This is a genomic window from Terriglobales bacterium (genome assembly GCA_035651655.1).
Lineage (GTDB): Bacteria > Acidobacteriota > Terriglobia > Terriglobales > Acidobacteriaceae > DASRFG01.
The window spans coordinates 197,149-222,524 of record DASRFG010000001.1; the positions used below are offsets into that span (position 1 = coordinate 197,149).

At 56.7% G+C, this 25,376-nt stretch carries 25 protein-coding genes; 9 read left to right on the top strand and 16 right to left on the bottom strand.

The features are described 5' to 3' along the window. Positions 1-286 precede the first annotated feature (286 nt). The 5 genes from VFA76_00870 to VFA76_00890 form a co-directional block, all read right to left on the bottom strand. A complete protein-coding gene (locus VFA76_00870) occupies positions 287-727 on the bottom strand; it encodes a hypothetical protein (protein ID HZR30387.1) in 441 nt (146 codons plus the stop codon). Positions 728-821: 94 nt separating this feature from the next. Continuing rightward, positions 822-1,934, bottom strand: coding sequence for a deoxyguanosinetriphosphate triphosphohydrolase (locus VFA76_00875; GenBank protein HZR30388.1), 1,113 nt, complete (start codon positions 1,932-1,934; stop codon positions 822-824). 107 nt (positions 1,935-2,041) lie between these two features. After that, entirely contained in the window at positions 2,042-4,141 is a 2,100-nt protein-coding gene (locus tag VFA76_00880; GenBank protein HZR30389.1) for a tetratricopeptide repeat protein, read from the bottom strand. A gap of 310 nt (positions 4,142-4,451) precedes the next feature. Continuing rightward, positions 4,452-6,008, bottom strand: coding sequence for a bifunctional phosphoribosylaminoimidazolecarboxamide formyltransferase/IMP cyclohydrolase (gene purH / locus VFA76_00885; GenBank protein ID HZR30390.1), 1,557 nt, complete (start codon positions 6,006-6,008; stop codon positions 4,452-4,454). Positions 6,009-6,081: 73 nt separating this feature from the next. Continuing rightward, on the bottom strand, positions 6,082-6,696 hold the full coding sequence (locus VFA76_00890; GenBank protein ID HZR30391.1) for an MXAN_5187 C-terminal domain-containing protein: 615 nt from the start codon (positions 6,694-6,696) through the stop codon (positions 6,082-6,084). Positions 6,697-6,993: 297 nt separating this feature from the next. On the opposite strand from VFA76_00890, the gene VFA76_00895 reads away from it, so the two are divergent. After that, the gene (locus tag VFA76_00895) at positions 6,994-7,647 is read left to right on the top strand and encodes a response regulator transcription factor (protein HZR30392.1); all 654 of its coding nucleotides are present in this window, start codon (positions 6,994-6,996) and stop codon (positions 7,645-7,647) included. A 40-nt stretch (positions 7,648-7,687) separates the two neighbouring features. Here the strand turns inward: VFA76_00895 and VFA76_00900 are convergent, their stop codons facing one another. The 5 genes from VFA76_00900 to VFA76_00920 form a co-directional block, all read right to left on the bottom strand. Further along, the gene (locus VFA76_00900; protein ID HZR30393.1) at positions 7,688-8,038 is read right to left on the bottom strand and encodes a helix-turn-helix transcriptional regulator; all 351 of its coding nucleotides are present in this window, start codon (positions 8,036-8,038) and stop codon (positions 7,688-7,690) included. A 116-nt stretch (positions 8,039-8,154) separates the two neighbouring features. Continuing rightward, a complete protein-coding gene (locus tag VFA76_00905) occupies positions 8,155-8,895 on the bottom strand; it encodes a dienelactone hydrolase family protein (protein HZR30394.1) in 741 nt (246 codons plus the stop codon). After that, on the bottom strand, positions 8,892-9,416 hold the full coding sequence (locus VFA76_00910; GenBank protein ID HZR30395.1) for a GNAT family N-acetyltransferase: 525 nt from the start codon (positions 9,414-9,416) through the stop codon (positions 8,892-8,894). The genes VFA76_00905 and VFA76_00910 overlap by 4 nt, the downstream gene beginning before the upstream one ends. A 2-nt stretch (positions 9,417-9,418) precedes the next feature. After that, positions 9,419-10,162, bottom strand: a complete 744-nt coding sequence (gene fabG, locus VFA76_00915) for a 3-oxoacyl-[acyl-carrier-protein] reductase (GenBank protein HZR30396.1) — start codon at positions 10,160-10,162, stop codon at positions 9,419-9,421. Positions 10,163-10,249: 87 nt separating this feature from the next. Next, a complete protein-coding gene (locus tag VFA76_00920) occupies positions 10,250-11,470 on the bottom strand; it encodes a cation:proton antiporter (GenBank protein HZR30397.1) in 1,221 nt (406 codons plus the stop codon). 205 nt (positions 11,471-11,675) lie between these two features. Between VFA76_00920 and VFA76_00925 the strand changes: the two genes are divergently transcribed. Together VFA76_00925 and VFA76_00930 are read left to right on the top strand one after the other, a co-directional pair. Then, positions 11,676-12,362: a DUF5752 family protein gene (locus VFA76_00925; GenBank protein ID HZR30398.1), complete on the top strand. Its 687-nt coding sequence runs from the start codon at positions 11,676-11,678 to the stop codon at positions 12,360-12,362. A gap of 47 nt (positions 12,363-12,409) precedes the next feature. Further along, positions 12,410-13,801: a glycosyltransferase gene (locus VFA76_00930; GenBank protein ID HZR30399.1), complete on the top strand. Its 1,392-nt coding sequence runs from the start codon at positions 12,410-12,412 to the stop codon at positions 13,799-13,801. Between the two features lie 18 nt (positions 13,802-13,819). Here the strand turns inward: VFA76_00930 and VFA76_00935 are convergent, their stop codons facing one another. After that, positions 13,820-14,557 carry a DUF2071 domain-containing protein gene (locus tag VFA76_00935; protein ID HZR30400.1) on the bottom strand — a complete coding sequence of 246 codons (738 nt, stop codon included), beginning with the start codon at positions 14,555-14,557 and terminating at the stop codon, positions 13,820-13,822. Positions 14,558-14,625: 68 nt separating this feature from the next. Next, positions 14,626-15,474: a hypothetical protein gene (locus VFA76_00940; protein ID HZR30401.1), complete on the bottom strand. Its 849-nt coding sequence runs from the start codon at positions 15,472-15,474 to the stop codon at positions 14,626-14,628. 407 nt (positions 15,475-15,881) lie between these two features. Between VFA76_00940 and proC the strand changes: the two genes are divergently transcribed. Further along, a complete protein-coding gene (proC, locus tag VFA76_00945; protein ID HZR30402.1) occupies positions 15,882-16,733 on the top strand; it encodes a pyrroline-5-carboxylate reductase in 852 nt (283 codons plus the stop codon). A 37-nt stretch (positions 16,734-16,770) separates the two neighbouring features. Here the strand turns inward: proC and VFA76_00950 are convergent, their stop codons facing one another. From VFA76_00950 to VFA76_00960, 3 genes are all read right to left on the bottom strand, one after another. Next, the gene (locus VFA76_00950) at positions 16,771-18,135 is read right to left on the bottom strand and encodes a TonB family protein (protein HZR30403.1); all 1,365 of its coding nucleotides are present in this window, start codon (positions 18,133-18,135) and stop codon (positions 16,771-16,773) included. A gap of 186 nt (positions 18,136-18,321) precedes the next feature. Then, positions 18,322-18,768 carry a tRNA (N6-threonylcarbamoyladenosine(37)-N6)-methyltransferase TrmO gene (gene tsaA, locus VFA76_00955; protein HZR30404.1) on the bottom strand — a complete coding sequence of 149 codons (447 nt, stop codon included), beginning with the start codon at positions 18,766-18,768 and terminating at the stop codon, positions 18,322-18,324. A gap of 43 nt (positions 18,769-18,811) precedes the next feature. Beyond that, positions 18,812-19,684, bottom strand: coding sequence for a creatininase family protein (locus VFA76_00960; protein ID HZR30405.1), 873 nt, complete (start codon positions 19,682-19,684; stop codon positions 18,812-18,814). 146 nt (positions 19,685-19,830) lie between these two features. Here VFA76_00960 and VFA76_00965 point away from each other — a divergent pair, with 146 nt between their 5' ends. Then, positions 19,831-20,763, top strand: coding sequence for a substrate-binding domain-containing protein (locus VFA76_00965; protein HZR30406.1), 933 nt, complete (start codon positions 19,831-19,833; stop codon positions 20,761-20,763). Between the two features lie 108 nt (positions 20,764-20,871). Continuing rightward, positions 20,872-21,363 (top strand): VOC family protein, encoded by a 492-nt coding sequence (locus VFA76_00970; protein HZR30407.1) that lies wholly within the window; start codon positions 20,872-20,874, stop codon positions 21,361-21,363. A gap of 100 nt (positions 21,364-21,463) precedes the next feature. Here the strand turns inward: VFA76_00970 and VFA76_00975 are convergent, their stop codons facing one another. Next, positions 21,464-22,147: a PilZ domain-containing protein gene (locus VFA76_00975; protein ID HZR30408.1), complete on the bottom strand. Its 684-nt coding sequence runs from the start codon at positions 22,145-22,147 to the stop codon at positions 21,464-21,466. 629 nt (positions 22,148-22,776) lie between these two features. Between VFA76_00975 and VFA76_00980 the strand changes: the two genes are divergently transcribed. From VFA76_00980 to VFA76_00990, 3 genes are all read left to right on the top strand, one after another. After that, on the top strand, positions 22,777-23,109 hold the full coding sequence (locus VFA76_00980; protein HZR30409.1) for a cupin domain-containing protein: 333 nt from the start codon (positions 22,777-22,779) through the stop codon (positions 23,107-23,109). 221 nt (positions 23,110-23,330) lie between these two features. After that, positions 23,331-23,912, top strand: a complete 582-nt coding sequence (locus tag VFA76_00985; protein ID HZR30410.1) for a twin-arginine translocation signal domain-containing protein — start codon at positions 23,331-23,333, stop codon at positions 23,910-23,912. A gap of 48 nt (positions 23,913-23,960) precedes the next feature. After that, positions 23,961-25,376: molybdopterin-dependent oxidoreductase (locus tag VFA76_00990; protein HZR30411.1), on the top strand; the 1,416-nt coding region annotated here is incomplete at its 3' end.

Consider the following 25,376-nt stretch of genomic DNA (forward strand, 5'->3'; position numbering starts at 1 on the left):
CGATTGGGGGAGCTTCGGGGCTCCGCTCCTGCACGCCTGGGGCGTGTTGAAAAATTGGTTACTACCGTTCTCGCCGCCGTCGCTGACAGCGCCGGGCTGAACCCGGGACAAGCCGTCCTCGCGAACGTGCTCATCTACGCTGTTAACAAGTTGGATGCCAAACTCGTGAAAAACTGAGACAAGCTAAGTCTCAGAATTACAACATATTGTAACCCTTTCACGAGCTGCACGGGTGACCCAAGCGCATTCGGAGGGTAATTTTGGGAACTCAGGTATAAAAACTGCTTCACCTGTGCGAGGCCGCAGGCAGCGCACCGAGCGACTTTGAAAGCGCATACGCTGTCCCAGCGGAGATCAGAAACCCGATTCCCAAGGCCAACAGCACCCCACCAAACACCAGAAACGGCTCAGCAGCGCCTTCCACCCGGCTGCGCAGCAGCAGCAAGGCAACCGAAACCAGGGTCAGGAGCACTCCTGCCTGAATGGAGCCCAGGACACGGCCCAGCTGATTGCCTTGTTCAAACACCGCCGACTCCAGGCATCGCTTACCGTCATCCGTCTGAATGTAGGCGAGCAGGTCCTGAGCGCTGCCAAACCGGTCCAGAAGCCGGCTACGCAGGTCCGCCTGTAGCTTCGCAACTTTGTACGCACGAATGTTGCTGAATATGATCCAGGCAATCAAAACGAACATCCCCGGAATCATCACCAGTGCAACTATATCTTCCATCGTCTTCTCCTCGCTGCGGTGCTGTTTCCAACCGCAGATGTGATTTCATACGTGCGTTCCAGACAAATGGTTCAATTTTGTTCCATGGAAGGGCTCACCCGCAGTATTTTTCGTGCTGAGCCAGGATGTAGTGGTCGGTCATGCCGGCGATGTAATCGCAGACCACGCGGGGAAGAGGTTCTTTTCGTGCTTTCTCTCGGTAGGCAGTTGGCAGAGCGGCGGGATTACGGATCCAGTATTCAAACAGTTCGTGGATGATTTGCTCGCCCGCCTGTTTCTCCGGTTCCAGCGCCTTACTCAAGTACAGGTTCTTGTAGAGAAACTCCTTCACTTGCCGCCGTTCTGACTCCACCTCCGGGCTGAAACCGGCCAATCGCTCCGGCCAGGCGCGCACGGCATCCACGCTACTGACCCGCGACTCAGCAATCCGCCGCTGCGTGTTGCAGATCAGGTCGCTAACCATGCGGTCGAGCATCCGTTTGAGTGCTTCGTTGAATTTGAGCTTGTCAAGCGCACCGGGGTAGGCCTTCTCGACCTCGCTAAAAAAGCGCTGGAAGACGGGCAAGCCGGCGCAAATCTGCTCCAGCGCAAGCAAGCGCGCCTCAAACCCGTCGTCCAGATCAGCAGTGTCGTAGCCGATTTCGTCGGTGAGATCAATGAGCTGCGCCTCGAGCGGCGGGCGCTGGTCGAGCAGATATTCACCCAGTTGAGGATAGTCAGCGGGACTGTAATCGCGGGAGTGTTTGATGATGCCCTCACGTACTTCGAAGGTCAGATTCAATCCCCGAAAAGCGGCGTAGCGAAGCTCGAAATCCTCTACGATCCGCAGGGCGTGCAGGTTGTGGTCGAACGATTCCCCATAAGCGCGCATGGCCGTGTCTAGCGCCTTCTCGCCCGCATGTCCAAATGGGGGATGGCCAATATCGTGCACCAAGGCCAGCGCCTCTACCAGATCAACATTCAGGTCCAGCTGTTCGGCAATGGTGCGGGAAATCTGCGCAACTTCGATGGTATGGGTCAGGCGATTGCGGAAATGATCGGAGTAACGGCGGCTAAAGACTTGCGTCTTGTCTTCGAGCCGGCGGAAAGCGCGGGAATGAATGACGCGGTCACGGTCTCGCTGAAAATCGTTGCGATAAGGATGGCTAGCCTCGGGGTGGCGCCTCCCGCGGGAGTTCTCTACCCGCACCGCGAATTCGGCCAACATGTGATGATTTTTAATGCGAAATAGTGGAATTGCAAGGACCGATCAGCAGTGCAAAAGCAAAAAGGCCACGATGTGTAATCGCGGCCCTTACTCAATTAGCCAAAGAACTACTTCTGCCGTTGCGCCTCAGAGGTGCTTTCCTTGGCCAGTTTAACCTTGGCCGACTCCAGTTTCTTTTGCGTTTTGGCGATATCGCTGGGGTCAACTTCAGCGGAGACTGTGCGATTCCATTCCGCCAGCGCCCGTTCCCAGTGAGCTGCAGCCAACTTCAGACGTCCCGTCTTCTGGTAGAGATCACCGAGGTGGTCCTGAATGGTTGGGTCGCTGTTCAGGCGCTCAGAGGCCTTGCGAAGCTGCTCTTCCGCCACGTCGTAATTGCCGAGTTTAAAGTACGCCCAACCCAGGGAATCCAGGTAAGCAGCGTTAGCAGGATCGAGCTGGACCGCCTTCTTTATATAACTCACAGCCTCTTCCAGCTTGATGCCGCGATCGGCAAGCATGTAGCCAAGATAATTCAGCGCGTTGGCGTTTTGCGGATCGCGTGCTACCAAGTGCCTGAAAGTCTGTTCTGCTTCCTCATACTTCTTTTCGCGCTCGTACATGGAGGCACGCAGAAACTCGACGTATTCTTTATCTTCCGGCTTGGTAGAAAATTCATCGGCCTTCCCCACCGCCTCTTCCGCTTCCGGCCAGCGCTTCAGGCGACTGTACATCTGTGCCAGCGCGATGTAGATCTCGCGATCGGCAGGGGTGCCCTTGAGCATCTTGCGGACTGTTGCCAGCGCCTGGTCAGGTTGACCCTGATCGGCAAGCTGCGATGCCAGTACCAACTTCAAGTCGCGGTTCTGCGGCAGCTTGGCTACCGCTTCCTTCGCGACGGCGGTGGCCTGCGGCCACTGCTTAGCATCGCGATAGGCGTCAATCATGGCTTGGTAAGCGCGGGTGCTATTCTCATCGCCCAGCGCCAGCATCTTGCGGAAGGTCTCTACTGCCGCCGGGGTGTTGCCCATGGCGCGGTAAATGCTGCCCAGCCGCTCCAGAAATACGGCACGGTTGTTACGCTCTCCGGTGGTGTAGTTGCCATCGGGTTTCTCAGACTTTTGCAGCAGCTTCTGCAGGATCTGAGCGGCCTCGTCATAGCGGCCTTGAACTTCGTAGATTACAGCGCGGTTGTACGGCACCTCCAGGGAATCCTGGACCATGGATTCCGCTTTGGTCAGGCTCTCCAGGGCTTCGTCGAACTTGCCGTTCCGGCGATAAATCTCCGCCATCTTCAGGTAGGTTTGCGCATCCTCGGGATTGGCATCTGCGATCAGCTTGTACTGCGCGAGCGCGGCATCCAACTGGCCATCGTTGAGCAGGTTCTGAGCCAGGCCACGAATAGCGTCTAGATTGTCCTTATCGAGCGCGACTGCCTTGCGGTAGGCGGCGATCGCTTTCTTGTAATCCTTCTGCTCCTCGTAGGTATAGCCCAATGCCAGGTACAACTTGGCGGACCGGCTTTCCTCCCCGATCGAGTTCAGGGTCTGAATGGCACGTTGGGAGTCACCTTCTTCGTTGTAAAGATAAGCCAGTGTGGTGATTGCTTCTTCCGAATCGGGCTGAAGTCTGACAGCCGCTTTGAATTCGTTTTCTGCCTTCAAGAGCTCATTGTTGAGGCGATAAAGTCTGCCCAGCAGGACGTGGTTCTCAACGTTCTTGGGCTCAAGCTGCACAATCTGAACGTACTGCTCGATCGCCAACTTGAGCACATTCTGCGACTGCGTGCCGGTCTCCATGTTGCCTAAGGAACGCAGGTAAATACGCCCCAGGAGCTTGTGGGCATCCAGATTGTTTGGGTCGCGCTTAATGATGTCCTGCGCCTCGGTGACGGCGTCGCGGATGCGCCCAGTCTTGGCGTAGAGTTCGGCCAGACCGGAGTTCAGGAATTCAGAGCCGGGATCGTTATCAATGGCCAAGCGATATTCTTCAATCGCTTTGCCAGCAAGATCGCTTCGCCCATAAACCGACACCAGCTCTTCGTAAATATGCGCCATGGTGTAGTGGTAATAGGCGGCAGAGCGGTCGGGTTTATGCGCCTGTACAGTATTGCCGGTCGCTGCCGTAGGAGCTGGTTTTTTAGCGGCCGGAGACGCTGCGGGCGGCTGCTGGGCTACGCCAACCGCGGCAAGCAGCAGTAGAGAACCTACCGAAATGAACTTTGTCATGAAAACCTTGGACCCTTAAGACCGGAGTGGTACTCACCTGGGCTGTGACTTGTTTGATGCCCCTAGGCCCCGGCGGGTGCCTCTCTATTTTACCGCGATACTTGTGCTCCAAATTGAAAAGAGAAGGCGGAATCCCCCCTGCTAAGACCCAAAGAGCAGGTACTTTGGAGTGCGGGAATGGTTACCGAAGCCGCAAGAGCATTTTCACAGAATCGGGTGCGGTTTGGATTGAAACGCGTGGCTTCCAGCCGCGCTCGGCGCTATTCTTTTTGGTCGCGTCTCGCCCAGGATGACAAAGCATTCAGGACAATCAATGGCGGAAGTGACGTACCCCGGTGAAGATCATCGCCATCCCGAGGCGGTTCGCAGTGTCAATGACTTCCTGGTCACGGACCGAGCCACCAGGCTGAATCACCGCGGTTGCGCCCGCTTTGCCGATCTCTTCTATACCGTCCGGAAACGGGAAAAAGGCATCGGATGCGGCAACTGTTCCCTTGAGGGGCAACACCGCTTTCATAGCGCCAATTTTGCAGGAATCCACGCGGCTCATCTGGCCGGCGCCAATGCCCACGCTCTGGCCATCCCGGGCATAGACGATGGCGTTCGATTTCACGTGCTTGCAGATTTTCCAGGCAAAGAGCAGCGCTCGTTTTTCCTCGGGAGTAGGTTGGCGCGAAGAGACCACTTTCAAGTCGGCGTCGGTTAGAGGTCGGACATCTGCGTCCTGCACCAGGATTCCCCCGGAAACATTCTTCAGCACCGGCTTGGGTGGTCCTTGGGTAATTTCAACCAGGCGAAGGTTCTTCTTGGCCGCGAACTTCTCGCGCGCTTCCGGCATGAACGACGGCGCGGCGATGGCTTCCACGAACAGCTTTGCCATTTCCTCAGCGGCCGCAGCGTCTACGGGCCGATTCACGCCAATGACTCCGCCGAAAGCGGAAACGGGATCGCATTCCAGCGCTCTCTTATACGCCTCAGCAAGAGTAGCTCCCGTCGCCGTGCCGCAAGGATTGGTGTGCTTGATAATGGCGCACACCGGCTCACTGAACTCTTGGGCAAGCTCCCAGGCGGCTTGCAAATCCACGATGTTGTTGTAGGAAAGTTCCTTGCCCTGCAATTGGCGGCAGTTGGCGACACCGGTGGCGGAGCCGTCCGCATACATGGCCGCTTTCTGGTGCGGGTTCTCCCCGTAACGCAGGTCCATCACTTTCTGGAACGTAAGACGAAGGTTCTGCGGAAAACCATTTTCACTGGGCAGCGAAAAGTGCCCGTTTGAGCTGACCCGCTCCAGGGTAGACGCGATCGCGGAATCATACGCAGCTGTGGTGGCAAAGGCTTTCTGGGCCAGCCGCCACTTGCTTTCCAGCGACAGCTCGCCACCTGAACCCTCCATTTCGTCAGCAATGCCAGGGTAGTCAGCCGGACAAGTGACAATTGCCACATCCTGAAAATTTTTGGCAGCGGAGCGGATCATCGAGGGGCCGCCGATGTCTATATTTTCGATCAGCTCCTGGAAGGGAACGCCCGGCTTGGCTGCCGTCTTCTCAAAGGCGTATAGATTGACGACGACCATATCTATAGGCTGAATCTCATGCTCGGCAACGGCCGCTCGGTGCTCGGGATTGGTGCGCATGTGCAGGATGCCACCGTGTACTTTGGGGTGAAGGGTCTTCACCCGTCCGTCCAGCATCTCGGGAAATCCGGTGAGATCGGAGATGTCCTTCACGGTAATGCCGGAGTCCCGCAACAACCGCGCGGTACCGCCGGTTGAGACCAGCTCTACTCCTAACCGGGCCAGCCGCTTGGCAAATTCGACCAAGCCAGTTTTGTCGGTCACGCTCAGGATTGCTCGCTGAATTCTTGCCATGAACTCATGGTAGTTGGAAAGGGACAGAGGGGACAAGCGCTGGGTCCACCCAGAGAAGAAAATGCGATGAGGCTTAGGTCTTGGCTTTGGCGGTCAATTTGACTTTGCCGCCCTGCATTTCCACGGAGTACTCAACCGCCTCGCAGCCGTACTGCTTACGGATTTCCGCAGTTTTGTTCTTAACGAATTTTTCGAATGATTCCAGGTTGCCGCTCTTTTTGACGTCTTCGCCCGCCCTTTTCTTGGCCTCCATCAGTGCCTGGAAGAGTGACTCAACCTTGTCCCGCTCTTTGCCTACGTCGGAACAGGCGACCGTGAAGCCCTCCGCTCCAGCACGCGCGGCGGCGGCTTTCTCGTCCTTTTCGTCCTCGAAGATGCGCACTCCCTGCACCGAAAGCAGGGCATCCTGTGGACGGCGGTAGCCTTCTTCGCGGATGCGCATTTTCTTTCGCCAAAGATCACTGAGCACCGCAAAGCGCTGCGCCATTTCGTTGTAGCGGTAGCGTTGCGAGAAATTCAACCGTTGGCCATCACTGTAACCGTCACCAAACTTGCGCAGCGCATTCACTACCCGCCATTCCAGGTCTGCCGGAGGGCGCTTGTTCGGGCTGTTGAAGTAGATTTCGTACTCGATTTTCAGGCGGCGCAGGTTGCCTTCGAGAAGATTCATCTCTTCGTCGATAGTCACCAACTCACCTCCTGAGCAGATTGTGCCGCCATGACGCAGGGAAGTCCCTGCAGAATACTGCTTTCAGGTGTGCAAAATGACAACATAACTCAGGTAATTTGCAGCCACAACCGTATCCAGTAGTTATCTCAGAGGTTACCAAGGTGCGAGTCCGAAAAGGGAGCTCCGGTTGTCCGCAGTCATGTGCCCGCCTGCTGGCAACGGCTAACCTGAAGTGTTGAGAGCACATCCAATTGGGTCGGGGAACTCCCAGGCCAGGTGCACTGACCATACTTTGCTTCGGGAGTCCGTTCAGCTATGACCAGAAAGATTGGGATCATCATTGCGGACGACCATGCGGTGCTGCGCGAGTCCTTTGCCGCCCTGCTTAACGGTGAGTCGGACTTTCGGGTGCTGGCTAAAGCGGCCACCGGCCGCGAAACCCTGGCAATGGTTCAACAACATCGGCCTGATGTCCTAATTTTGGACCTCTTTATGTCCGAGGGCAGCGGTTTCGACGTGCTGCGCAGCCTGGACCGGAACGGGAGCAAAGTGGCCAGTATCGTCCTGACCGCTTCTGAGAACCACCTGGACTACGCCCAGGCGGTGCGTATGGGTGCCCGTGGGCTGGTCTTGAAGGGGGACTCCCCAGAGAAGCTTTTCCACGCCATCCGCACGGTGGACTCGGGTCAGTTGGCATTCTCCGATGATATTGCCAAACAGGTGGTCAATTCCATCGCCACTGGGCCTGACCTCAAAACAGCCAGTGGAATGGAGCGCCTTTCCGAGCGCGAACGGCGAGTGGCATTTCTAGTAGCGCGGGGGCTGCGGAACCGCGAAATCGCAGTCGAGTTGGGAATCAGCGAGAACACCGTCAAGCGCCACCTGCAAAGCATCTTTACCAAGACCGGCGCGCGCGACCGCCTGGAACTGGCCGTAATGACCTTGAGTGATTCCTCGCAAGCCGCGTAGTGTCTCCGCCCCTGCCGAGCCGGTAAAAAGACTAAAAAGGTCAGCGTGCCGCGGTGGCTGCCATCTTCTTGACCATGGCCAGCACCAGTTTGCGATCGCTGTCATTCAAGCCGGAAGAGTAGCGGCGAATCTGGGTAAGGAAGCGGACCTCGTCGTCGTTGAGTTGCGGAGTGTTGTTGGATCCATTGTCGTGCGGCGCATCGCTGAAAAACTGGGACAGAGGGACTTCCATCGCGCCCGCAATTTTGGCGAGCGTGTCGAGCGAAGGAACGGTGTGTCCATTCTCGACGCGTGAGAGGTAGCAGCGGAGAAGCCCAGTGCGCTTTTCTATGTCTCCCTGCGACATGCTCTTATGCAGCCGAAGATTGCGGATCGTCTCTCCAATATTCATGGTGGGTTTTGACCTGGCACGCGCTCTGTCGAGGGTTACGGCATAGTAACCAGAGTAGTACCGTCTGGCAAGTGGAAATTTGCACGTTAACAAACTTAAATTTCTTGACTGCGCACTTATTTTTTGAGCGTGGTGTTGAGGAATGCGATTGTCTTTTTCCATGCGTCCGCGGCATCAGCCGGACGATATCTATCTTTGTTGGCCGGATTTTCAAAGGCGTGGCCGGCCTCAGGATAGATGATGATCTCCACGTGTTTTCCCAACTGCTTTAGCTCTTGCTCAAACTTGCGAACATCCTCTACAGGAATACCGCGGTCTTGCCCGCCAAAGACCCCCAGAATCGGCGCGTTGATTTGCCGCAGGCGATCGGGGTCCGTGGCGAGGTGTCCATAGTGGATAACGTCGGCCGCAAGCGTGGGCTCCAGAATGGCGAGATCAAGCGAATATCCGCCGCCCATGCACCACCCGATTGAGCCGATCTTCTCTGGCTTCACGTTCTTCTGGGACTTCAAAAACTGCACCGCGGCGCGCAAGTCGCGATCTGCGCGGTCCTGGGGCAACCCCCGCATCAGCTCGTGGGCCTCATCAGGGTTGGAAGTGGATTTACCGCGATAAAGGTCCACCGCCAAAGCAACGTATCCTTCATCGGCAAACTTCGAGGCCTGCTCTTTGACCCAATCGTCCAGGCCCCACCATTCATGAATGACCACGAGGGCGGGAAACGGGCCCTTGCCTGCAGGTGTATAAAGCACGCCCTTCACCGTCTCGTTCCCGCTCTGATAAGAAACGCTCTTGCTGGTAGCCGCGGATGCGGAGAGAGCAACGGCAAACGTAGTTAGCAGTAGCAGAATTTTCATGGGGTCTCCTCCCGAAAGTCTTTTTTGCTGAGCTCCAGTTCCATGTATAAAGCGCCCTCAATGGGATTGGCGCGATAGGGCGCAATCTCTCGAAATCCCAAGCGTCGATAAATCCTGACCGCGTCCTTCATGACTGGCTCAACCGTGTCCAGGCGCATTCGGCCGTATCCAATGGAGCGCGCTTCAGCAAATATCGCGTCCAGCAACGCTCGGCCCACCCGCTTACCACGAAACTGCTGGCGCACGAAAAGACGCTTCATTTCACAGACGTCCGGGTGAAGCTTGTGCAGCGCGACACAACCCGCGAGTTCGCCTTCCAGATGTGCAAGCAAGAGGCGGCCATGTGGTGGCGCATACTCGCCGGGAAGGTCCGCAAGTTCTTTATCGAAATTCTGGAAGCAGAGGCTGAATCCGAGCGACCTGGCGTAGGCGAGAAAAAGTTCGCGGGCTTGCGCGATGTGCTCTGGCGTCTCCGCCTGGTTGATCAATACTGCCGCCGCCTTGGAGGGATGCGTGGTCAAACTTACCCCATGAAAGCTCCGCCGTTCACGTTGAGCACGTGGCCGGTAATGTAAGCTGCCTCCTCGGAAGCCAGAAAACCAACCGCATTGGCAACGTCCAGGTCAGTTCCAGCGCGGCCAAGGGGAATTGATTTCAGAATATTTTCTTTGAACTCCTGGGGCATGGCTCCGGTCATGGCGGTTTCGATCAGGCCTGGAGCAACCGCATTCACGGTGATATTCCGCGATGCGACCTCGCGAGCGACCGCCATGGTCAGCCCAATGAGGCCCGCCTTTGAAGCCGCATAGTTCGCCTGGCCAACCTGCCCGATTTGCCCGAAGATGCTGGTGATGTTAATGATCCTTCCCCAGCGTTGTTTCAACATGGAGCTCATGACCTGCTGAATGCAGAGAAAGGCGCTGCTCAGGTTGGTATTAAGCACCGAGTCCCAATCGGCGCGCTTCATGCGCATCACCAGTTGGTCATGTGTAATGCCGGCATTGTTCACCAGAATGTCAATTTTCCCAAGCTGCGCGATGGCGGCGCGAATTCCGGATTTGATTTCGTCCTCGTTGGCCACATCAATCTTGAATGCTACGGCCGTTCCGCCGCCACCCACAATTTCGTCTGCCACCTGGGAAAGCTTAGCTTCGGTGCGAGCCGCCAATGCAACCGTAGCTCCCGCCTTTGCCAGATGCAGGGCGCACGCACGACCGATCCCTTGCGATGCACCGGTGACCAGCGCGACCCGGCCTTCCAGTCCCATTCGTTCTCCTTAGGGTAAAAGACCGGGAATTATATCGTGAGAGCAAGAAGCGCTGTCACGGGGCGGAAACAGCATCCAGGTGAAATCTCAGTCTCGCGCCCGTCGTTCGAACATGCGCCGCTCGCCCCGAGCCGCAGCCAGCGCTGCCTGTTCCTGCATATCGGCCCGCAACAGGAGCCGCAACAACGGCGGGGCCAGCAATGTCGTGGTGCCGGCCATGAAGACGACAATGGCATAGGCGGAGGCCGAGACCATTTTCATTTGCAGACCAACCAGCGCGACAATCAGCGCCACCTCACCGCGTGGCATCATGCCTACCCCCACCCGCAGCACTGTCGGCCAGCCCTCGCGCAGGAGAGGCAGGCCGCAGCCGAGCACCTTGGAAGCAATGGCCAGCAGTGAGATAACGATGGCGACCACCAGCAAGTCTCCCGAGAACAGGCGTACATTCAGGCGCGCGCCAATGGCAAAGAAGAAGAACGGGGCGAGAAATTCATTGATTGCACTAACGCGAGGCTGCAGATCCCACTGCGGAGCGTACTCCGCGAGCACCAGCCCGGCGAAAAAAGCGCCTATGATCGCGGCCATTCCGATTTTTGCCGACGCCCAGGAAAGCAGGAGACACAGAGCCAGGGAGAGGACCAAGGGCGCATTTTGTGTCGACATGCGGTAAAGCCCCGGCTCCATGCGGTGAACAATGCGCGGGCCAAAGAAGATCATGAAGACCGCGAAGCCCACTGCCTCTACAAGGATGATGCCGAGATGAACCCAGCGTATGCCGGTACCTGAGGCCATGCCCACCACTATGGCCAGCAGCACCATACCCAAAATGTCATCAAAAACCGCGGCACCCATAATGATGCGGGCGAATCTTGCGCCCATCACATGCAAGTCGCCCAGGACGCGGGCAGTTATGCCGACGCTGGTAGCCACCATGGCGGCGGCCACAAATATAGCTTCGTGGCTCGGGCCACCGCGTAATCGCATGTATACAAATCCGAGGGCGAACGGGACAATGACGCCCGCGAGCGCGACCCGAAGGGATTCCCTGCCCACGCGGACCAGGTCTTGTGGACGTGTTTCCAGACCGGCGGTAAAAAGAACGAAGATGGCGCCAATTTCGGCAAAGGCATAGATGTTCTCACTGGGGGTAATCAGAGAGGTGGCATAAGGGCCGAGAATGATCCCCGCCAGGATCTCTCCTAGCACTGCGGGTAGCGAAAGTTGTTCGAAAAGCTCGCCAAATATCTTCGCCCACACAAATATGGCAAAGAGCTCCAGCAGCAACCTGTCAGCTCCCGTCGGCATAAGACGAACGCTTGTGGATCATTAATTGTCTAATGGGGCGGCGGTGCCAGACCACAAAAATCGTGAGCTGCAGTTGGATTTCTGCGGTCACTCATTTTATGTTTGCAACAACCAGCTACCCCGTGCGCATCTAAGCCTCGCGTGTAGCTCACAAACGATTAGTTATCATTAAATAATGAAAAACAAGCAGGAGAGGGATTCCTCGATGGCAACAACGCGAACGCCTGTGCCTTCTCCGCGCAAGGCGCCCAAACCGTTTTATTTCAATTCAGCCGCGCACCTGATGCGCATCGAACGCGAGAAGGCGTCGACACTGGGCGAACTGCTGGTGGCGCTACGTACAGTCCCGAACGAGTCTATTTTCCAGCACACGTTCCGCACCTTACAGGAGCACCATTTCATACGCGAGGGGTTTTCCAACGATTTTGCCCATTGGGCATTTGCCCACTGCAATGAAGTCGCGCTGGCCGAGGGGCTTGCGGCGGTGGACGTCCGGGAGTTCACTTCTATCCAGACGCTTCGCGAGCGCATCGTGCAGATTGTGCAGGCTTATCTGGAACGCAATCCGCGTGCGGCCGACCGGGTCGCCATGGAACCTTTTTATTTCTGCGCCTCCGATGCGGTGGTAGTTCCCACGCCGTTCGTGGCCCGCACCCTGGCGGAATTTGTGGATGCTCTGAGCCGCGTGAGCGTGTACTCGATTCATTACCACTTTATTGAAGCCAGGCTGCGCCTGAAGCTCAATTCCAACGACTTTTCTATTTGGTTGGAACAGGAGCTGGGCCTCACTACGGTAGCCGACCGGTTGAACCAAATTGATATTTACACCGCCACTCTGCAGGATGTGCGGCGCGCGATTCAGACCATCGTGGAGCGCGGGTTGCGGCAATAAATTTTGGCCCAAACAGAACCAAACATAACTAAATCGTCGAGGTAGGAATGGGTGAAAGCAAGCAACTGGTTGAGGAGCGAAGGTCAGAGACCAGGTCGCCGTCCACCGACGGCAATGGTGATCAACCTTCCAGGCAGGCCAGCACCACGGAGGCTCCTGTGCGGGAACGCCGTAAGCGTCCGCGGATTTCTGAAACCCCGCCGCTTCCGCCGCCTCCTCCCAAGCTGGATGATTATGAGCCAATCATCGGAAAACCCGCGCTCGACGAGTTGCATTACCTGGCACGTCCGCTGCGCGGCAAAAACGTCAAAATGGTGAATTCGACCTCCATGGGCGGAGGCGTGGCCGAAATGCTCAACCGCCTGATCCCGTTGCTTAACGAAGTGGAGGTCAGAACGAAATGGGATGTAATCACCGGCGGCAACGACTTTTTTGAAGTTACCAAGGCGTTTCACAACGCGCTTCACGGGGGAGAGTACGTACTGACCAAGGAGGCCCGGGACATCTTCCTGATGTACAACGAGCAGAACCGCCAGCGGATGGACTTCAATGAAGATGTGATCGTTATTCATGACCCTCAGCCAGCGGGACTGGTCACGGCTCGAGATTCCAAAGGCGGAAAGTGGGTCTGGCGCTGCCACATTGATCTCTCTAATCCTCATCCCGATGTTTGGGGCTTCTTGCGGCCCTTCATTGAGCAGTACGATGCGACGATTTTTTCTTCGCCTTCATTCGCGCGGCAGTTGATTGTCCCTCAGTACTTATTTTTCCCTTGTATAGATCCCCTGTCAGAAAAGAACAAAGACCTGGAAGAAAGCTACGTACAGAAGGTTTGCGATGATTTCGGCATTGACCGCACCCGTCCCATCGTCACCCAGATTTCCCGGTTCGATCGCTTAAAGGACCCGGTGGGGGTGGTCCAGGCCTACAAGCTCGCGAAAAAATACGTGGACTGCCAATTGGTACTCGCCGGGGGCGGCGCTGCTGATGACCCCGAAGGCGCCGTAGTGCTACAGGAAGTGATGGATGTAGTGGGCGATGATCCGGACGTAATCATCCTCAATCTGCCGCCGTGGTCGGCACTGGAGATCAATGCTCTGCAACGTGCTTCAACCGTGATCGTGCAGAAATCACTGCGGGAAGGTTTTGGCCTGACGGTCACTGAAGGGCTGTGGAAGGGCAAGCCGACGATTGCCGGCGCCGTGGGTGGAATCCCGACACAGGTGATCCACAAACTCACCGGCGTGCTGGTGCACTCGGTGGAAGGCTGCGCTTATCAAATGCGTTACCTGCTCACGCATCCGGAGTTCGCCGAGCAACTCGGGAGAAACGGCCGCGAGCACGTGAAAGAAAATTTTCTGATGACGACCAACGTTAAGCGCTGGCTGCTGCTCTTCCAGATCATACTAGGCATAGTGCGGCAGGAGCGGCCTGCCTAAGCTGCAACCCGATAAACTTCAGGCGATCCGGCGTAGCGGCCAGACATAGACCTGGAGTTCGCGAGCAAAGTGCAACAGCGGTCGAACCTGAGGCAAACATATCCCGGCAGCAGCAGCCATGGTGTTCACTGCTATTTCAGCCTTCGCATCCTGCAATGGCCATTGCAGATGGTGGATTTCAGCCCGAAATATACTGCGCCGAACGACGGTATACAGACAATAGCGCTCCGTGAGCCAGTGCTCGAGCGTTCCCGGCGAGCGCAGTTGTGGCGGCGTTACGGGCCCATAGTTCCCGTGGAATTCGGCTTGCGGCGACACACGCCGTTCGCAGTGATACTCGATCCGCTGCTCCCCGGCCGTGACCCGCATCCGCGAATAAAAATATGGCAAGCGGAACCAGGCTCGGGCGGCTAACACCGCCCCCAGGCTTGCCGCATCAAGGCTGAAGAAGTACACCCCTGGTTTCCCGTCAAAAGTGACATAGGTGCGCACATTGAGTTCTGGAAATTTGGGGTGGCCGCCGATAGACGGCATCCCTCGCGGCAAAACGTGGCTCATGTGAAACGGAGTCACGGCGACCCAGCACTGGCCGTTAAAGGTCTGCAACGGTAAGACTTCAGGAACTAGCGGTCGCAATTCTTCGGGTGGCACTTGCCAGTGAGCGAAAAGAAGATCATGCCACACCTGCGACATGATCCATGGGGCGCTGGGGAGCGGCCAAGGGCGGTGCTCTACCGCGCGCAGGACGTCATCCATTCGAACATCCCACTCGAACATCCCTCATCCGCGATTTAATACCGAGAGTTACAGCCTGAGGTTAGAAATCACCGCGAGACAGAACTTGCGACCGAATTCGGTTCTTCCGAAGCCTGCTCTAAGGACCCGCGACTCGGACGGTAGTCACGGTGCGTCATATCCACCACGACGCGTCCAATGAGCCGGGCCTTAGCTTCGGAGTGTATGTGAACTGGAAAGGTGAAATTATCGATGTCGGCATAGTCCTGAGAAAAATTTATGTCTTTGACGAACAGAGAAGGCGACTTAACCATGCGACCTTCGACCCGTGCCAGGCTTCCTGAGAAGGCGTCCACGTACATGCGTCCTTTGAATAGGCCTGGACGTTTGGCTCGCGGCTTCAACTGGAAGACATGCCACGTCCTGCCGCCCACCCGCTCCGTACCTTTGTACGCGAACTTGTAATTCTTGCTGTCGAGTGCGGTTTGCGACGAGTCCTTCTGGAGATGGTCAACCTCAGACTGCAACAGCCGTGTAATCACGTTCGTCTTCACGAAGGTATCGCCGCTGAAATGCACGGCAGTGAATTGCAGGGTCGCGGGGGCAACATAGTGCCTATTGAGCTCGAATTCGGCATTCTGCTTGAGGTCGGGAAGGTTTGCATCAACCACGGTGATCGCCGAATACGAACCCAGTTCGCGAGCCTGGCGTGCCGAACGATGCTGATAGACCTCGAGCGCCAATTCGGGGGCCATTCGCGGCAGCGTAACTGGCGTCGGCAAAGGAGCTTCGCTATGTCGAATATGGCTGACCAAGCCCAGAGCTGGCGCCACGTCAGCATTGCCACCGCCGCTCATAAAGGCAAGGCGCGTGGGCGCCATCTGCGCTCCGGCGGCAACGGAAACTACCGCGGCGAACAAGATTACTCGTGGAAACACACGGATTACCATTTGCTCCCTTAACACCTTTATAAATGATGCGGCGGTCATTAAAAAGTATCAGAAGTAATTGAGTCTCTCAAGTCTTTAGGAGCCGCAAGACACTGAAAAGATACGAGGGAAGAGGCAGGGCAGTTCCCAAAGTTACTTGCCAGGGTGAGTCTCTGGATCTGGTTCAGGGATGTGATGTGGAATTGCAGTTCACCGGCGTTTAGCCCGGCGCTTGCCATCCTGGCCAAGTTTTTCTTCGTAGCAAGAGCGCTGGCAATATTTCTGCCCGTCAAAAATGGGCGGAAGTCCTGGTTTGAACGGATGCGGCTGGTCCCGACAGATGACCACCGGAGTGTATGCTCACGCTTGAGGTTTTCACCCGACTTGTGTGTAATCCTTGCAGGAGAAACTAACAAATGGTGAGCAGCACGGCCAGTTTGCAGGTCCCCAAAAAGAGCAGCACTACGCGTCTCGCGGTGCTTGGCTGCGGGAAGATGGGGACAATTTTGCTCCAGGCATTCGCGGAGCACGGATTATTTTCGAAGGAGGAAACGGTCGCCACGGTGCAGCATATGGCCCGCTGCGAGGAACTTTCCTCCCAGCTCGGCATCCCGGTGGGCAGCGACAACCGGTTGGCTGTGGGGGGAGCGGAACTGATCCTGATCTGCGTCAAGCCGCAAGCCGTGGCGCAGGTGCTAGAAGAAGTTTCCGATGCCATCGCTCCCGACGCGCTGGTGATTTCGATCGCCGCCTCGGTGCCGATTTCTTTTTTGCAGCAGCGGCTCCCGGCTGGCGTAGCTGTGGTTCGTGCCATGCCCAACACTCCGGCGCAGGTGGGCTGCGCCATGACCGCGATGGCTGCGGGCGCCGCCGTCCGTCCGGAGCAAATGGAAACCGCCCGGAAGCTTTTCGAAACCGTGGGACGCGTGGTGACGGTTGACGAGAAACACATGGATGCAATCACGGGGCTCTCAGCCAGCGGGCCGGCGTTTATATTCATCATTCTGGAATCGTTGGCGGAGGCAGGTGTAAAGATCGGGCTTCCGAGAGACCTATCCACTACACTTGCGGCACAGACATTGCTAGGCTCGGCCAAGCTGGCGCTGGACAGCGGCCTGCATCCCGCTTTGCTCAAAGACGCCGTGACAACTCCCGCCGGGTGCACCATTGACGGCATCATGGAGTTGGAAGAGGGCAAGCTGCGTGTGACGTTGATCAAAGCGGTGGTCAAGGCTGCGGAACGCGCGAAGGGACTCCAGTTCAGTTAGGTTGGTGGGGATCCCTCGGGCTAAAGCCCTGCCATGGTCAGTGGCCCAAAGTAAAGTTTAGCGTGATGCGTGTCGTCGTTTCGAGGGGCTCACCGTTAAGTTCGGAGGGGTTGTAACGCCAGTACCTCACCGCCTTGATCGCTGCCCGCGCGAGCAACCCGTTGCCGCTGATGGCTCGCACATCTCTGACGCCGCCGTCTTTACCAATCACTGCATCGAGAACCACGGCCCCCTCCATGTGTTGCGCTCTCGCCATCTGCGGATACTCTGGAAGAACTTTGTGAACCAGAGCTGGTCCTGACACGCCGGTGGAGACTGGGGGTGGGGGTGGGCCTGTTACCGCCGACATAGGTAATCTGAGAATCTGCTGAACCGTCCTATGAGACTCTCCTGGTACTGGAATACCACCCAAGATTGCCTGGCTGTTTGGCGGTGAGTCGAAATCCGAAAGGTCCTTCTCGGTAAGGAGAGCACGAGTACCGTGACCGCGGTCTGCGGCAGCGATGATCACCTCAGAACTATTGATCGGTTCGTTCTCAGGGGCAAAATTACGCCGCAGCAACTTCGCGGGTCGAGTAACCGAACCTGGCGCTGGCGGTGAGGTGAAAACCACCTGCTCAACGCTTTCGGGGCTGGCCGGCGCCGCCAGATGCGTGCTCGTGTCTGTTTGCTCGGGCATTGGGGTTGCTGGACTGCTGCGAAGCGTTAGATAAAGTACGAGCGCAAGGCTGGCGGATACCACGGTCGCGAGCATGACGTTACGAGCCAGGCGGGCGCGCGGTCGGGACAAACTGCCGATCGCTGCCGCGCGCTCGACCGCTTGGTACGTGTTCAGCGAGTTGTCGCCACTCGAGATTTCCTGGTGTTGGTTCTGAGCTACCAGCGCCGCCAATTCCATCAAGCAGGTCGCATGTGCACGAGAAAAGGCGTTGGGCCGGCTGGAAAAGACCTCGAGGACGCCGACGACTTTCGATCCTGCCTTGATAGGCACTGCCAATAACGCCCGAATACCCAACTGGTTGCATGCAGCGGCGTTAGCCCGGGGATCCCGATCAGCATCGTCAGAAAGCACAACTGCGCTTCTGCGAATACACTCTCCGGAAAGTCCCGATTGCGCATCGAGCCGCGTTCCCGGCTCGGGTGCAGTTGTGCCGACGGAGGCCCGGCACACAAATTCTCCGTGCGCGGCCAGAGCAATAGCGGCACCGCTGGCCTGCGTCGCGCGTTGCGCACGTTCTGCCACCTGTTGAAGCAGCTGTGCCTGCGCAGTCCAGCCCGCAAGCTCAGTCATCCGTGCATGCATTATGTGAGCTGGGGTCTTCCCCACCCCAGCATATTGGTATGGAATCAGACCGACGCTCTCTATCTCACCCTCTCTTGTTCCAACTGGTGCTTGGGCCATCGCCATCACCTCTGGCCACGTAGTGGGTTATAACGCCTCACTCGTGTAAGCGGCTGGTTTTCTGTGGAGCTTGGCTGGGATTGATAATTCGAGTTTGGTCCGGTCCGTGGGGGTTGTCAATGCCGAATTGAGGCTTTCTTCACGAAAAGCCTCAGGCTTTTTCCGCTCTGGAACTCTTTAACATCTTCATTTTTGTCGTGCTTCAGCTTCGGCCAGCCACCCACGGCGTAGCTTCTCGGGCGGAATGTTTGAGAGGTACGGTTTGATATCGAGAATCGGTGTGCCATTTAGCATGTCCACGCCTCGAACATGCAAGTCAACGCCCTCGCGGCGACGCAGCTCTACGACTGTGATGCCAATCGGATTCGGACGTTGCGGCGACCGCGTCGCAAATACACCGTGCGGCCGGTTGTCTGATGGCGGCGTACCCAACAATTCGAACCCGTGGGAGCGATCGAATTCCCAAATCACGATGAGATGCGAAAAGCCCTCGATGTCGGTGAGACCCGCCTCAAAATCGGGGAGGATTTTGAGCACGCCATCGGCCTCGTGTTTAGCCCCAAGACCTTTGGGAACCTGACTCGTGTCTTTGAACGGGCTACTCACAAATCCAATCGGCTGGGAGGTAAACATTAGGAGCAAATGCCTCCATTGGGCGGCTTAGATGAGATCAGCTCTATGGTTGTGTTTGTAGCGGATGCTTGCTCTTCTCGTAGAACTCGTTCTGCAATTGCAGGCTGGTTTGGTCTGACTTAATGGCCCGAATGGCTTTTACCACATTGTCAATCCACGCCTTCATCTGGAATTCGCCTAATGCGCGGTTGCCAGCTGCGCCTTCTCCGGCGTAGTGATTGGGAAAGCTGGCATACCACCAGATACCGGTGTAGAGGCCTTCAGGGAGCTTTTGCCGGTTCAGGTCAGCGCCCGACTCGCTGGGCGCACGATCCAGGTGCACCAAGTCGGGACGAGCAATCAGAGTGTTCGAGGTTTCACCCTCGCCGGCATGACCGTCCGTGGTTGTCTTCTTGGGCGGGCCGCCCGGTGGCATCTCGCCCTGACCGTAAACGTAAACCACATAATCGTGCGGTTTGTATAGTTGGCTCTGCGCGAAGAACGGCAGCAGGTGCTCGTTGCCGCCGTGTCCATTCACAATAATGATCTTCTTGCAGCCATTGCGCGCCATCTCGTCGGTGGTTTCCTGCAGTAATTCCATTTGCATTTCTGGACTATAGGCGATGGTGCCGGGCTCATGTCTGGCCTCGAAAATTTGGCCGAAGTAATACTCCGGGAAAACTAGGGCGTACTCCTGTTCCGCCGCGTGGAGGGCGACGTAACGAACGTTGATGAGGTCATTGCCCAACGGCAGGTGAGGGCCATGCTTTTCAAGAATGCCAAAGGGCAACACACAGGTACCCTGGGACTGACGAATACCATCGCGGAATTCCGCCGCAGTCAGCTCCTCCCATTTCACTGAGAGCCTTGACTGGGAAAATCCCTGAGAGCTGATGAAAAGCGACAGTACTAAGCCGAAAAACCATTTATGGAGCATTGAGACGTTCTCCTCAAGCCGCCGCATTGTAGCAAACCAGAGGCAGTCGCCGGAGAGGTGATCGGGTTTGGTTTGCTACGCACTTGGTCCCATAGTTACCTTGGTGCCGAGCGTTTTCGAAAACTCGGGATATCATTCTGCAGCCAATGGAAAAGTACAACTTTCTCGTCTCAGTGACCAACACTGACAATGATTATCAGCGCGAGCAGGAAACCTCCGCCAAGGAGGCCGCTCGGCGGCTGGGGATCAGTGTGCAGATTGTGGACGCCGACAACGACCCTATCAACCAAAGCCAGCAGTTACTCAAGGCGATCCAGGCAGCGCCAGCAGGTCGGCCGCATGCCATCATTTTTGAACCCGTAGGGGGCACTGCTCTGCCGCAGGTGGCGCGCGCAGCTGCCAACGCGGGGATTGGGTGGGTAGTCCTTAACCGTGAAGTGGACTACGTTTCCGAACTCCGTAAGGGCTGCCGGGCGCCGATCTTTGCCATCAGTTCAGACCACACCGAGATTGGCCGAATCCAGGGACGGCAATTTGCCGCACTCTTGCCGAAGGGTGGCACAGTGCTTTACATCCAAGGACCCTCGGGCAGCCTAGCTGCGCAACAGCGAACCACTGGCATGTATGAGACCAAACCTGCGAACGTGCAGGTGAGAACCTTAAAAGGCCAGTGGACGGAGGCGAGCTCTTACCAAGCCGTGAGTTCCTGGTTGCGACTGCGGACATCCCACGAGGCGCGAATTGACTTGATCTCAGGGCAGGATGACTCGATGGCCTTAGGCGCGCGTAAAGCACTGGAAGAGCAAACAAGCATAACGGAACGGCAACGCTGGTTGAGTTTGCCATTCACCGGCTGCGACGGCATGCCCGACACTGGGCAAGCCTGGGTCCGCAGCGGATTGCTTGCCGCAACCGTGGTAGTACCGGCAAACACCGGCCAAGCAATTGAAATGTTGACGCAGTCACTCCGCTCGGGCTCTCAGCCCCAGGAGCGTACTTTTACCGCGCCGTTGTCGTTTCCGCCGACGGAAAAACTTGCCGAGATGTTCACCAAGAAGGCCGGCGCCGCGTCGGTTTAATCTTCTCTGCTGAGAAAATTCACACCGATTTCACAACCCGCACCCGCCGCTTTAGTAGAATACGGCCCGTCTAAGAACCAATTCTGTAAGTACAAAGGAGCACATTTTATGGCGCGTGCAACAAGCCCAATTCCGGAAGGATTTCACACCGTTACGCCGCATTTGATTATCCGCGGGGCGGCCAAGGCAATTGATTTTTACAAGCGGGCATTCGGCGCTGAGGAACTCATGCGCATGGAAGGCCCTGGAGGCGCGATAGGCCATGCCGAACTGAAGATTGGCGATTCTGTCATTTTCTTAGCTGACGAATTTCCCGGTGCTCCCAGCAAGTCGCCTCAGACCCTGGGCGGCACTACTGCTACGCTGAACCTGTATGTCCCCGATGTAGACAAAACCGTGCAACAGGCGGTGCAGGCAGGCAGCAAAGTAGTCATGCCGGTGGCTGACATGTTCTGGGGCGATCGCTACGGCACCGTCGCCGATCCGTTCGGTCACATTTGGGGCGTTGCCACGCACGTCCAAGACTTGAGCCCAGCGGAGATCGAGGAAGGCGCCAAGGCTTTTTGGGCAAGCATGCAGCCACAGGCCAAGTCCGCATAGAAGTGAGAGATAAGGATGTCACAATGGACGTAATCACCCCAGACGGGTGATTGCGTCCGTTTTTTATTTATGGTCAGGAGAGTATGCAATGATGCGAAGCTTACTTTCGGGTGGCCAGTTTCTGCAGCCACTTGTGAAATGGATCGGCGGATGCTTTCGACATGTATAGGAATCGTACTCCCAGTTGACCGGGGCCCTTCTTCCACATGACTTCCGCTTTGGTTTCAAGCAGGGCGTTGTCCAGCTCCGGCAGCTTAAACTTAAGGGAGATTGTTCCCTCGATCGCCGCGTCAGTATCGAGTTTTAGTCCAAGTCCACCCTCGCTCACGTTAACAGCAGTTGCTTTGAAGTCGCGCTCGTTGGCAGTAATTTGCACCGGCAAATCCACCCGATAGCGAAAGTAACGCCGAAATTCCCGGTTCACGAAGGTGAGCGCGACGTTCAGGTAAGCATCCAGACTCTGACGCGAGATGGGCTTTGTAAGCACGAAATTTGCACCCTGGGTGATGGCGTTCCCCGCTTTCGTCCGCCCATTCACCATGGCGATGATGGCGGAACGGTTGTTGGAGTGGCCGCTCCGAATGCGATGGATCAGCTCCGCTGCCTTGGGCACGTCGTCGCAATCAATAAAAAGCCCGTCAAAGTGGTGACGCTCGAGGAGATCAATGGCGCTGGGTGAATCGGTGCACTGGTACACCTCTACTTTGCCCTCCTCGAGGGCCGGCCGAATCGTGCTTAAAATCTGGGTGTCCCGCGTTAGCAGCAGGCATTGCAAGCCATTCATACCCACCAGCCAAAATGCACAGTGAAAATCCTATGCTAAGCCAACCGGCGCGGGGAGGAGTAATGACTGTCGTAATCAGGTGATCCCAACTCCCAAGACCATCTCCAGGCAAAGGACTTCAGCGCCGTTCTGGATCGACGGTCTGGTCGAGGTAAATCCAAAGGACACGCGAGAACAGGGTGATCGCAGGGACAAATGGAAGAAAAAGCAATATTGCGGGAAAGATGACCCTCTCGATTGGCCTGTGAGTGACCAGCCACACCAACAAAGCGAGTAGACAAATCGTTGGTAGGGCCAGCCCATAGCTGATGTACATAGCACCCAGAAAATATCCTTCTTCTCGTTCAAACTTCAAACCACAAGAAGAGCAGCGCTCGTACATTTTCGGGAACCCCCAAAACACCGACGACCGAAATATCTTGCCCTGCCGGCATCGCGGACAGAGCTGCCGAAGTATTCCAGTTAGCCTTGACTTATCGGAGTGCACGGGTTTACCCGAGTTCACGGTTGCGGAGCGCTTTGCCTAGCGTCCTGACACGGTCTAAGTTGCCATCATCGCGATTTGAGACAATGGGGCGGATTCTATCCACGAGCCGCTTGAGTCTGACAACGAGGTCTCACTTTCCGGTATGAGAGTATTCGCAATCAACGACCTGCTTGCCGCACGCTCTAGAAGTAGTAAACCATATTCCGAATTTCTGCGTGTTCCAGCGCTGAGCGCGGGGATGTACGTCCTGGCAGCCGGCGCGGAGGACAAACAGCAACCACATTCTGAAGATGAGATGTATTACGTGATCAGTGGGTCTGGAAGGTTTCGCACAGAGCAAGATAGTGTGAGCCAGGATGTTCCTGTTGCTGCCGGGAGCGTCATTTTTATTGAAGCAGGAGCAAAGCACGGCTTCCATATGATCACTGAGGAGCTAACCGTTCTTGTCTTCTTCGCGCCGGCGGAAAGAATGTAAATTCTGCTCCGTTCAGAGACTTGACAGTTTTGCAATAAAACGACGAAGATTCTCTCTTCATTTTTGTGGTGCCAGTCTGATCGGAGGTCGGTGTGACTCCCACCCCGCGCGAGTTCCTCGAGGCTACCACAGGTCGCTTCCCCGTCACGCGAGCTTCGGATCGCCCGATCCAATTTGATCAGCGTTGCCGATTAACTTAGCGCGAAAGGAAGGTCAGGCCAATGACTACCACCCGCAGAGATTTCCTGAAGGTCACAGCTGTGGGAGGTACGGCAATATCATTGTTCGGGTTTGATCTGGCGCCCGCCTATGCGCAACTGCGCGAACTCAAGATTGCACGCGCAACCGAAACCCGATCTACATGTCCCTACTGCTCCGTAAGCTGCGGGGTCCTTATCTATACGATTGGCGATAAGGCCAAGAATGTCACGCCTCAGGTGATTCACGTTGAGGGCGACCCAGACCATCCCATTAATCGCGGCACGTTATGCCCCAAAGGGGCTTCCCTGGAGCAAGACATCCGCAATCCACGTCGGCTTCTCAAGCCTCAAGTCCGGCGACCCGGCTCGGATCACTGGGAATACATAGGCTGGGAACAGGTCATTGATGAGATCGCCCACCACGTCAAGAAAACGCGCGATGAAACCTTCGTGGAAAAAGACGCGCAAGGGCGTACCGCAAACCGCTGCGAAGGGATTGCCTGGATCGGTGGCTGTACCGATACCAATGAATTCAATTACCTGGTCGGCAAATCCATGCGCAGCCTGGGGGTCTGCTATCTGGAAACCCAAGCCCGGGTTTGACACGGACCCACGGTCTCAAGTTTGGGACCAACTTTCGGACGCGGGGCGATGACCAACGGCTGGATCGACATCAAGAACACAGACATGATGTTGATCATGGGAGGGAATCCGGCCGAAAACCACCCATGCGGATTTAAGTGGCCGATTGAGGCGAAGCGGCAGCGCAACGCGAAGATGATCGTGGTGGATCCGCGCTTCACGCGGACCGCGGCGACGGCGGACATGTTCGTGCAGATCCGCGCCGGAAGCGACATTGCGTTTCTGGGCGGAGTGATCAACTATGCGCTGTCGAACGGGCGAATCAATCGCGAATACGTCGCGAATTTCACCAATGCTCCGTTCGTCGTGAAGGAAGATTTCAAGCTGCCTGAAGAAGATGGCGTTTTCTCGGGCTTCGATGCGGCGACGCAGGTCTACGATAAGTCGACATGGAATTATCAGGGGACGGGCGGCGCGCCGGCGGGGCTGCCGGAGAAAGTGACGTCGGATCCGACGCTCGAAAATCCGCGCTGCGTGTATCAACTGCTGAAGAAGCATTATTCGCGCTACACGCCGGAGGTGGTGGAGAAGATCACCGGTATTCCGAAAGAGAAATTTCTGGCGGCGGCGGATCTGTTCACGTCGGTTCGCAAGGACGGCGACGTGAAGAAAGTGGCGACGGTGATTTACGCCGTCGGCTGGACGCAGCATACGTTCGGGTCGCAGATCATCCGCACGGCGGCGATGCTGCAGTTGCTGATGGGCAATGTCGGCCGCGCGGGCGGGGGAGTCAACGCGCTGCGCGGACACTCGAACATCCAGGGAGCGACCGATATCGCGGGGGTTTTCGACAGTTTACCCGGATATCTGAAAGTCCCGACGCCGGCGGATACGGATTTCGCGGCGTGGATGAAGCGGATCACGCCGACGGCGTCGAAACCGGGCGACTGGGAGTCGTGGAATTACTACTCGAACACTTCGAAGTTCGCGGTGTCGTTCCTGAAGGCGATGTATGGCGACGCGGCGAAGAAAGAGAACGGCTGGGCGTTCGACTATCTGCCGAAGGTCGACCGGAATTATTCGTGGACGTATCTCTGGGACGGGATGTATCAGGGGCACGTCAAGGGACTGCTGGCGTTCGGAATGAACAGCGTCGCGATCGGGCCGAATTCGGGAAAAAATATCGACGCGCTGAAGAAAGCCGACTTCCTGGTGGTCTGCGACATTTATCCCGACGAGACCAGCGAGTTCTGGAAATCTCCCGGGATCAAGCCGGAGGAGATGAAGAACATCAAGACCGAGGTCTACCGGCTGCCGGGTGCGGGCTTCGCGGAGAAGGATGGGACGTTCGTCAACTCGGCGCGATGGCTGCAATGGAAGTGGGCCGCGGTGCCGCCTCCCGGAAATGCGAAGCTCGATCACGAGATTCTCGCGCAGATTTTTCTGAAGGTGCGCGCGCTGTATCAGAAAGAGGGCGGGAAATTC

What these genes read in the sequence shown, in the direction of transcription:
- VFA76_00960 (HZR30405.1), bottom strand. Translation starts at nt 19,684, where the DNA reads ATGCTCCATAAATGGTTTTTCGGCTTAGTACTGTCGCTTTTCATCAGC.
- VFA76_00965 (HZR30406.1), top strand. Translation starts at nt 19,831, where the DNA reads ATGGAAAAGTACAACTTTCTCGTCTCAGTGACCAACACTGACAATGAT.
- VFA76_00980 (HZR30409.1), top strand. Translation starts at nt 22,777, where the DNA reads ATGAGAGTATTCGCAATCAACGACCTGCTTGCCGCACGCTCTAGAAGT.
- VFA76_00925 (HZR30398.1), top strand. Translation starts at nt 11,676, where the DNA reads ATGGCAACAACGCGAACGCCTGTGCCTTCTCCGCGCAAGGCGCCCAAA.
- VFA76_00970 (HZR30407.1), top strand. Translation starts at nt 20,872, where the DNA reads ATGGCGCGTGCAACAAGCCCAATTCCGGAAGGATTTCACACCGTTACG.
- VFA76_00870 (HZR30387.1), bottom strand. Translation starts at nt 727, where the DNA reads ATGGAAGATATAGTTGCACTGGTGATGATTCCGGGGATGTTCGTTTTG.
- VFA76_00895 (HZR30392.1), top strand. Translation starts at nt 6,994, where the DNA reads ATGACCAGAAAGATTGGGATCATCATTGCGGACGACCATGCGGTGCTG.
- VFA76_00900 (HZR30393.1), bottom strand. Translation starts at nt 8,038, where the DNA reads ATGAATATTGGAGAGACGATCCGCAATCTTCGGCTGCATAAGAGCATG.
- VFA76_00920 (HZR30397.1), bottom strand. Translation starts at nt 11,470, where the DNA reads ATGCCGACGGGAGCTGACAGGTTGCTGCTGGAGCTCTTTGCCATATTT.
- proC (HZR30402.1), top strand. Translation starts at nt 15,882, where the DNA reads ATGGTGAGCAGCACGGCCAGTTTGCAGGTCCCCAAAAAGAGCAGCACT.
- VFA76_00950 (HZR30403.1), bottom strand. Translation starts at nt 18,135, where the DNA reads ATGGCCCAAGCACCAGTTGGAACAAGAGAGGGTGAGATAGAGAGCGTC.
- VFA76_00880 (HZR30389.1), bottom strand. Translation starts at nt 4,141, where the DNA reads ATGACAAAGTTCATTTCGGTAGGTTCTCTACTGCTGCTTGCCGCGGTT.
- VFA76_00935 (HZR30400.1), bottom strand. Translation starts at nt 14,557, where the DNA reads ATGGATGACGTCCTGCGCGCGGTAGAGCACCGCCCTTGGCCGCTCCCC.
- VFA76_00930 (HZR30399.1), top strand. Translation starts at nt 12,410, where the DNA reads ATGGGTGAAAGCAAGCAACTGGTTGAGGAGCGAAGGTCAGAGACCAGG.
- VFA76_00985 (HZR30410.1), top strand. Translation starts at nt 23,331, where the DNA reads ATGACTACCACCCGCAGAGATTTCCTGAAGGTCACAGCTGTGGGAGGT.
- VFA76_00975 (HZR30408.1), bottom strand. Translation starts at nt 22,147, where the DNA reads ATGAATGGCTTGCAATGCCTGCTGCTAACGCGGGACACCCAGATTTTA.
- VFA76_00875 (HZR30388.1), bottom strand. Translation starts at nt 1,934, where the DNA reads ATGTTGGCCGAATTCGCGGTGCGGGTAGAGAACTCCCGCGGGAGGCGC.
- fabG (HZR30396.1), bottom strand. Translation starts at nt 10,162, where the DNA reads ATGGGACTGGAAGGCCGGGTCGCGCTGGTCACCGGTGCATCGCAAGGG.
- purH (HZR30390.1), bottom strand. Translation starts at nt 6,008, where the DNA reads ATGGCAAGAATTCAGCGAGCAATCCTGAGCGTGACCGACAAAACTGGC.
- tsaA (HZR30404.1), bottom strand. Translation starts at nt 18,768, where the DNA reads ATGTTTACCTCCCAGCCGATTGGATTTGTGAGTAGCCCGTTCAAAGAC.
- VFA76_00905 (HZR30394.1), bottom strand. Translation starts at nt 8,895, where the DNA reads ATGAAAATTCTGCTACTGCTAACTACGTTTGCCGTTGCTCTCTCCGCA.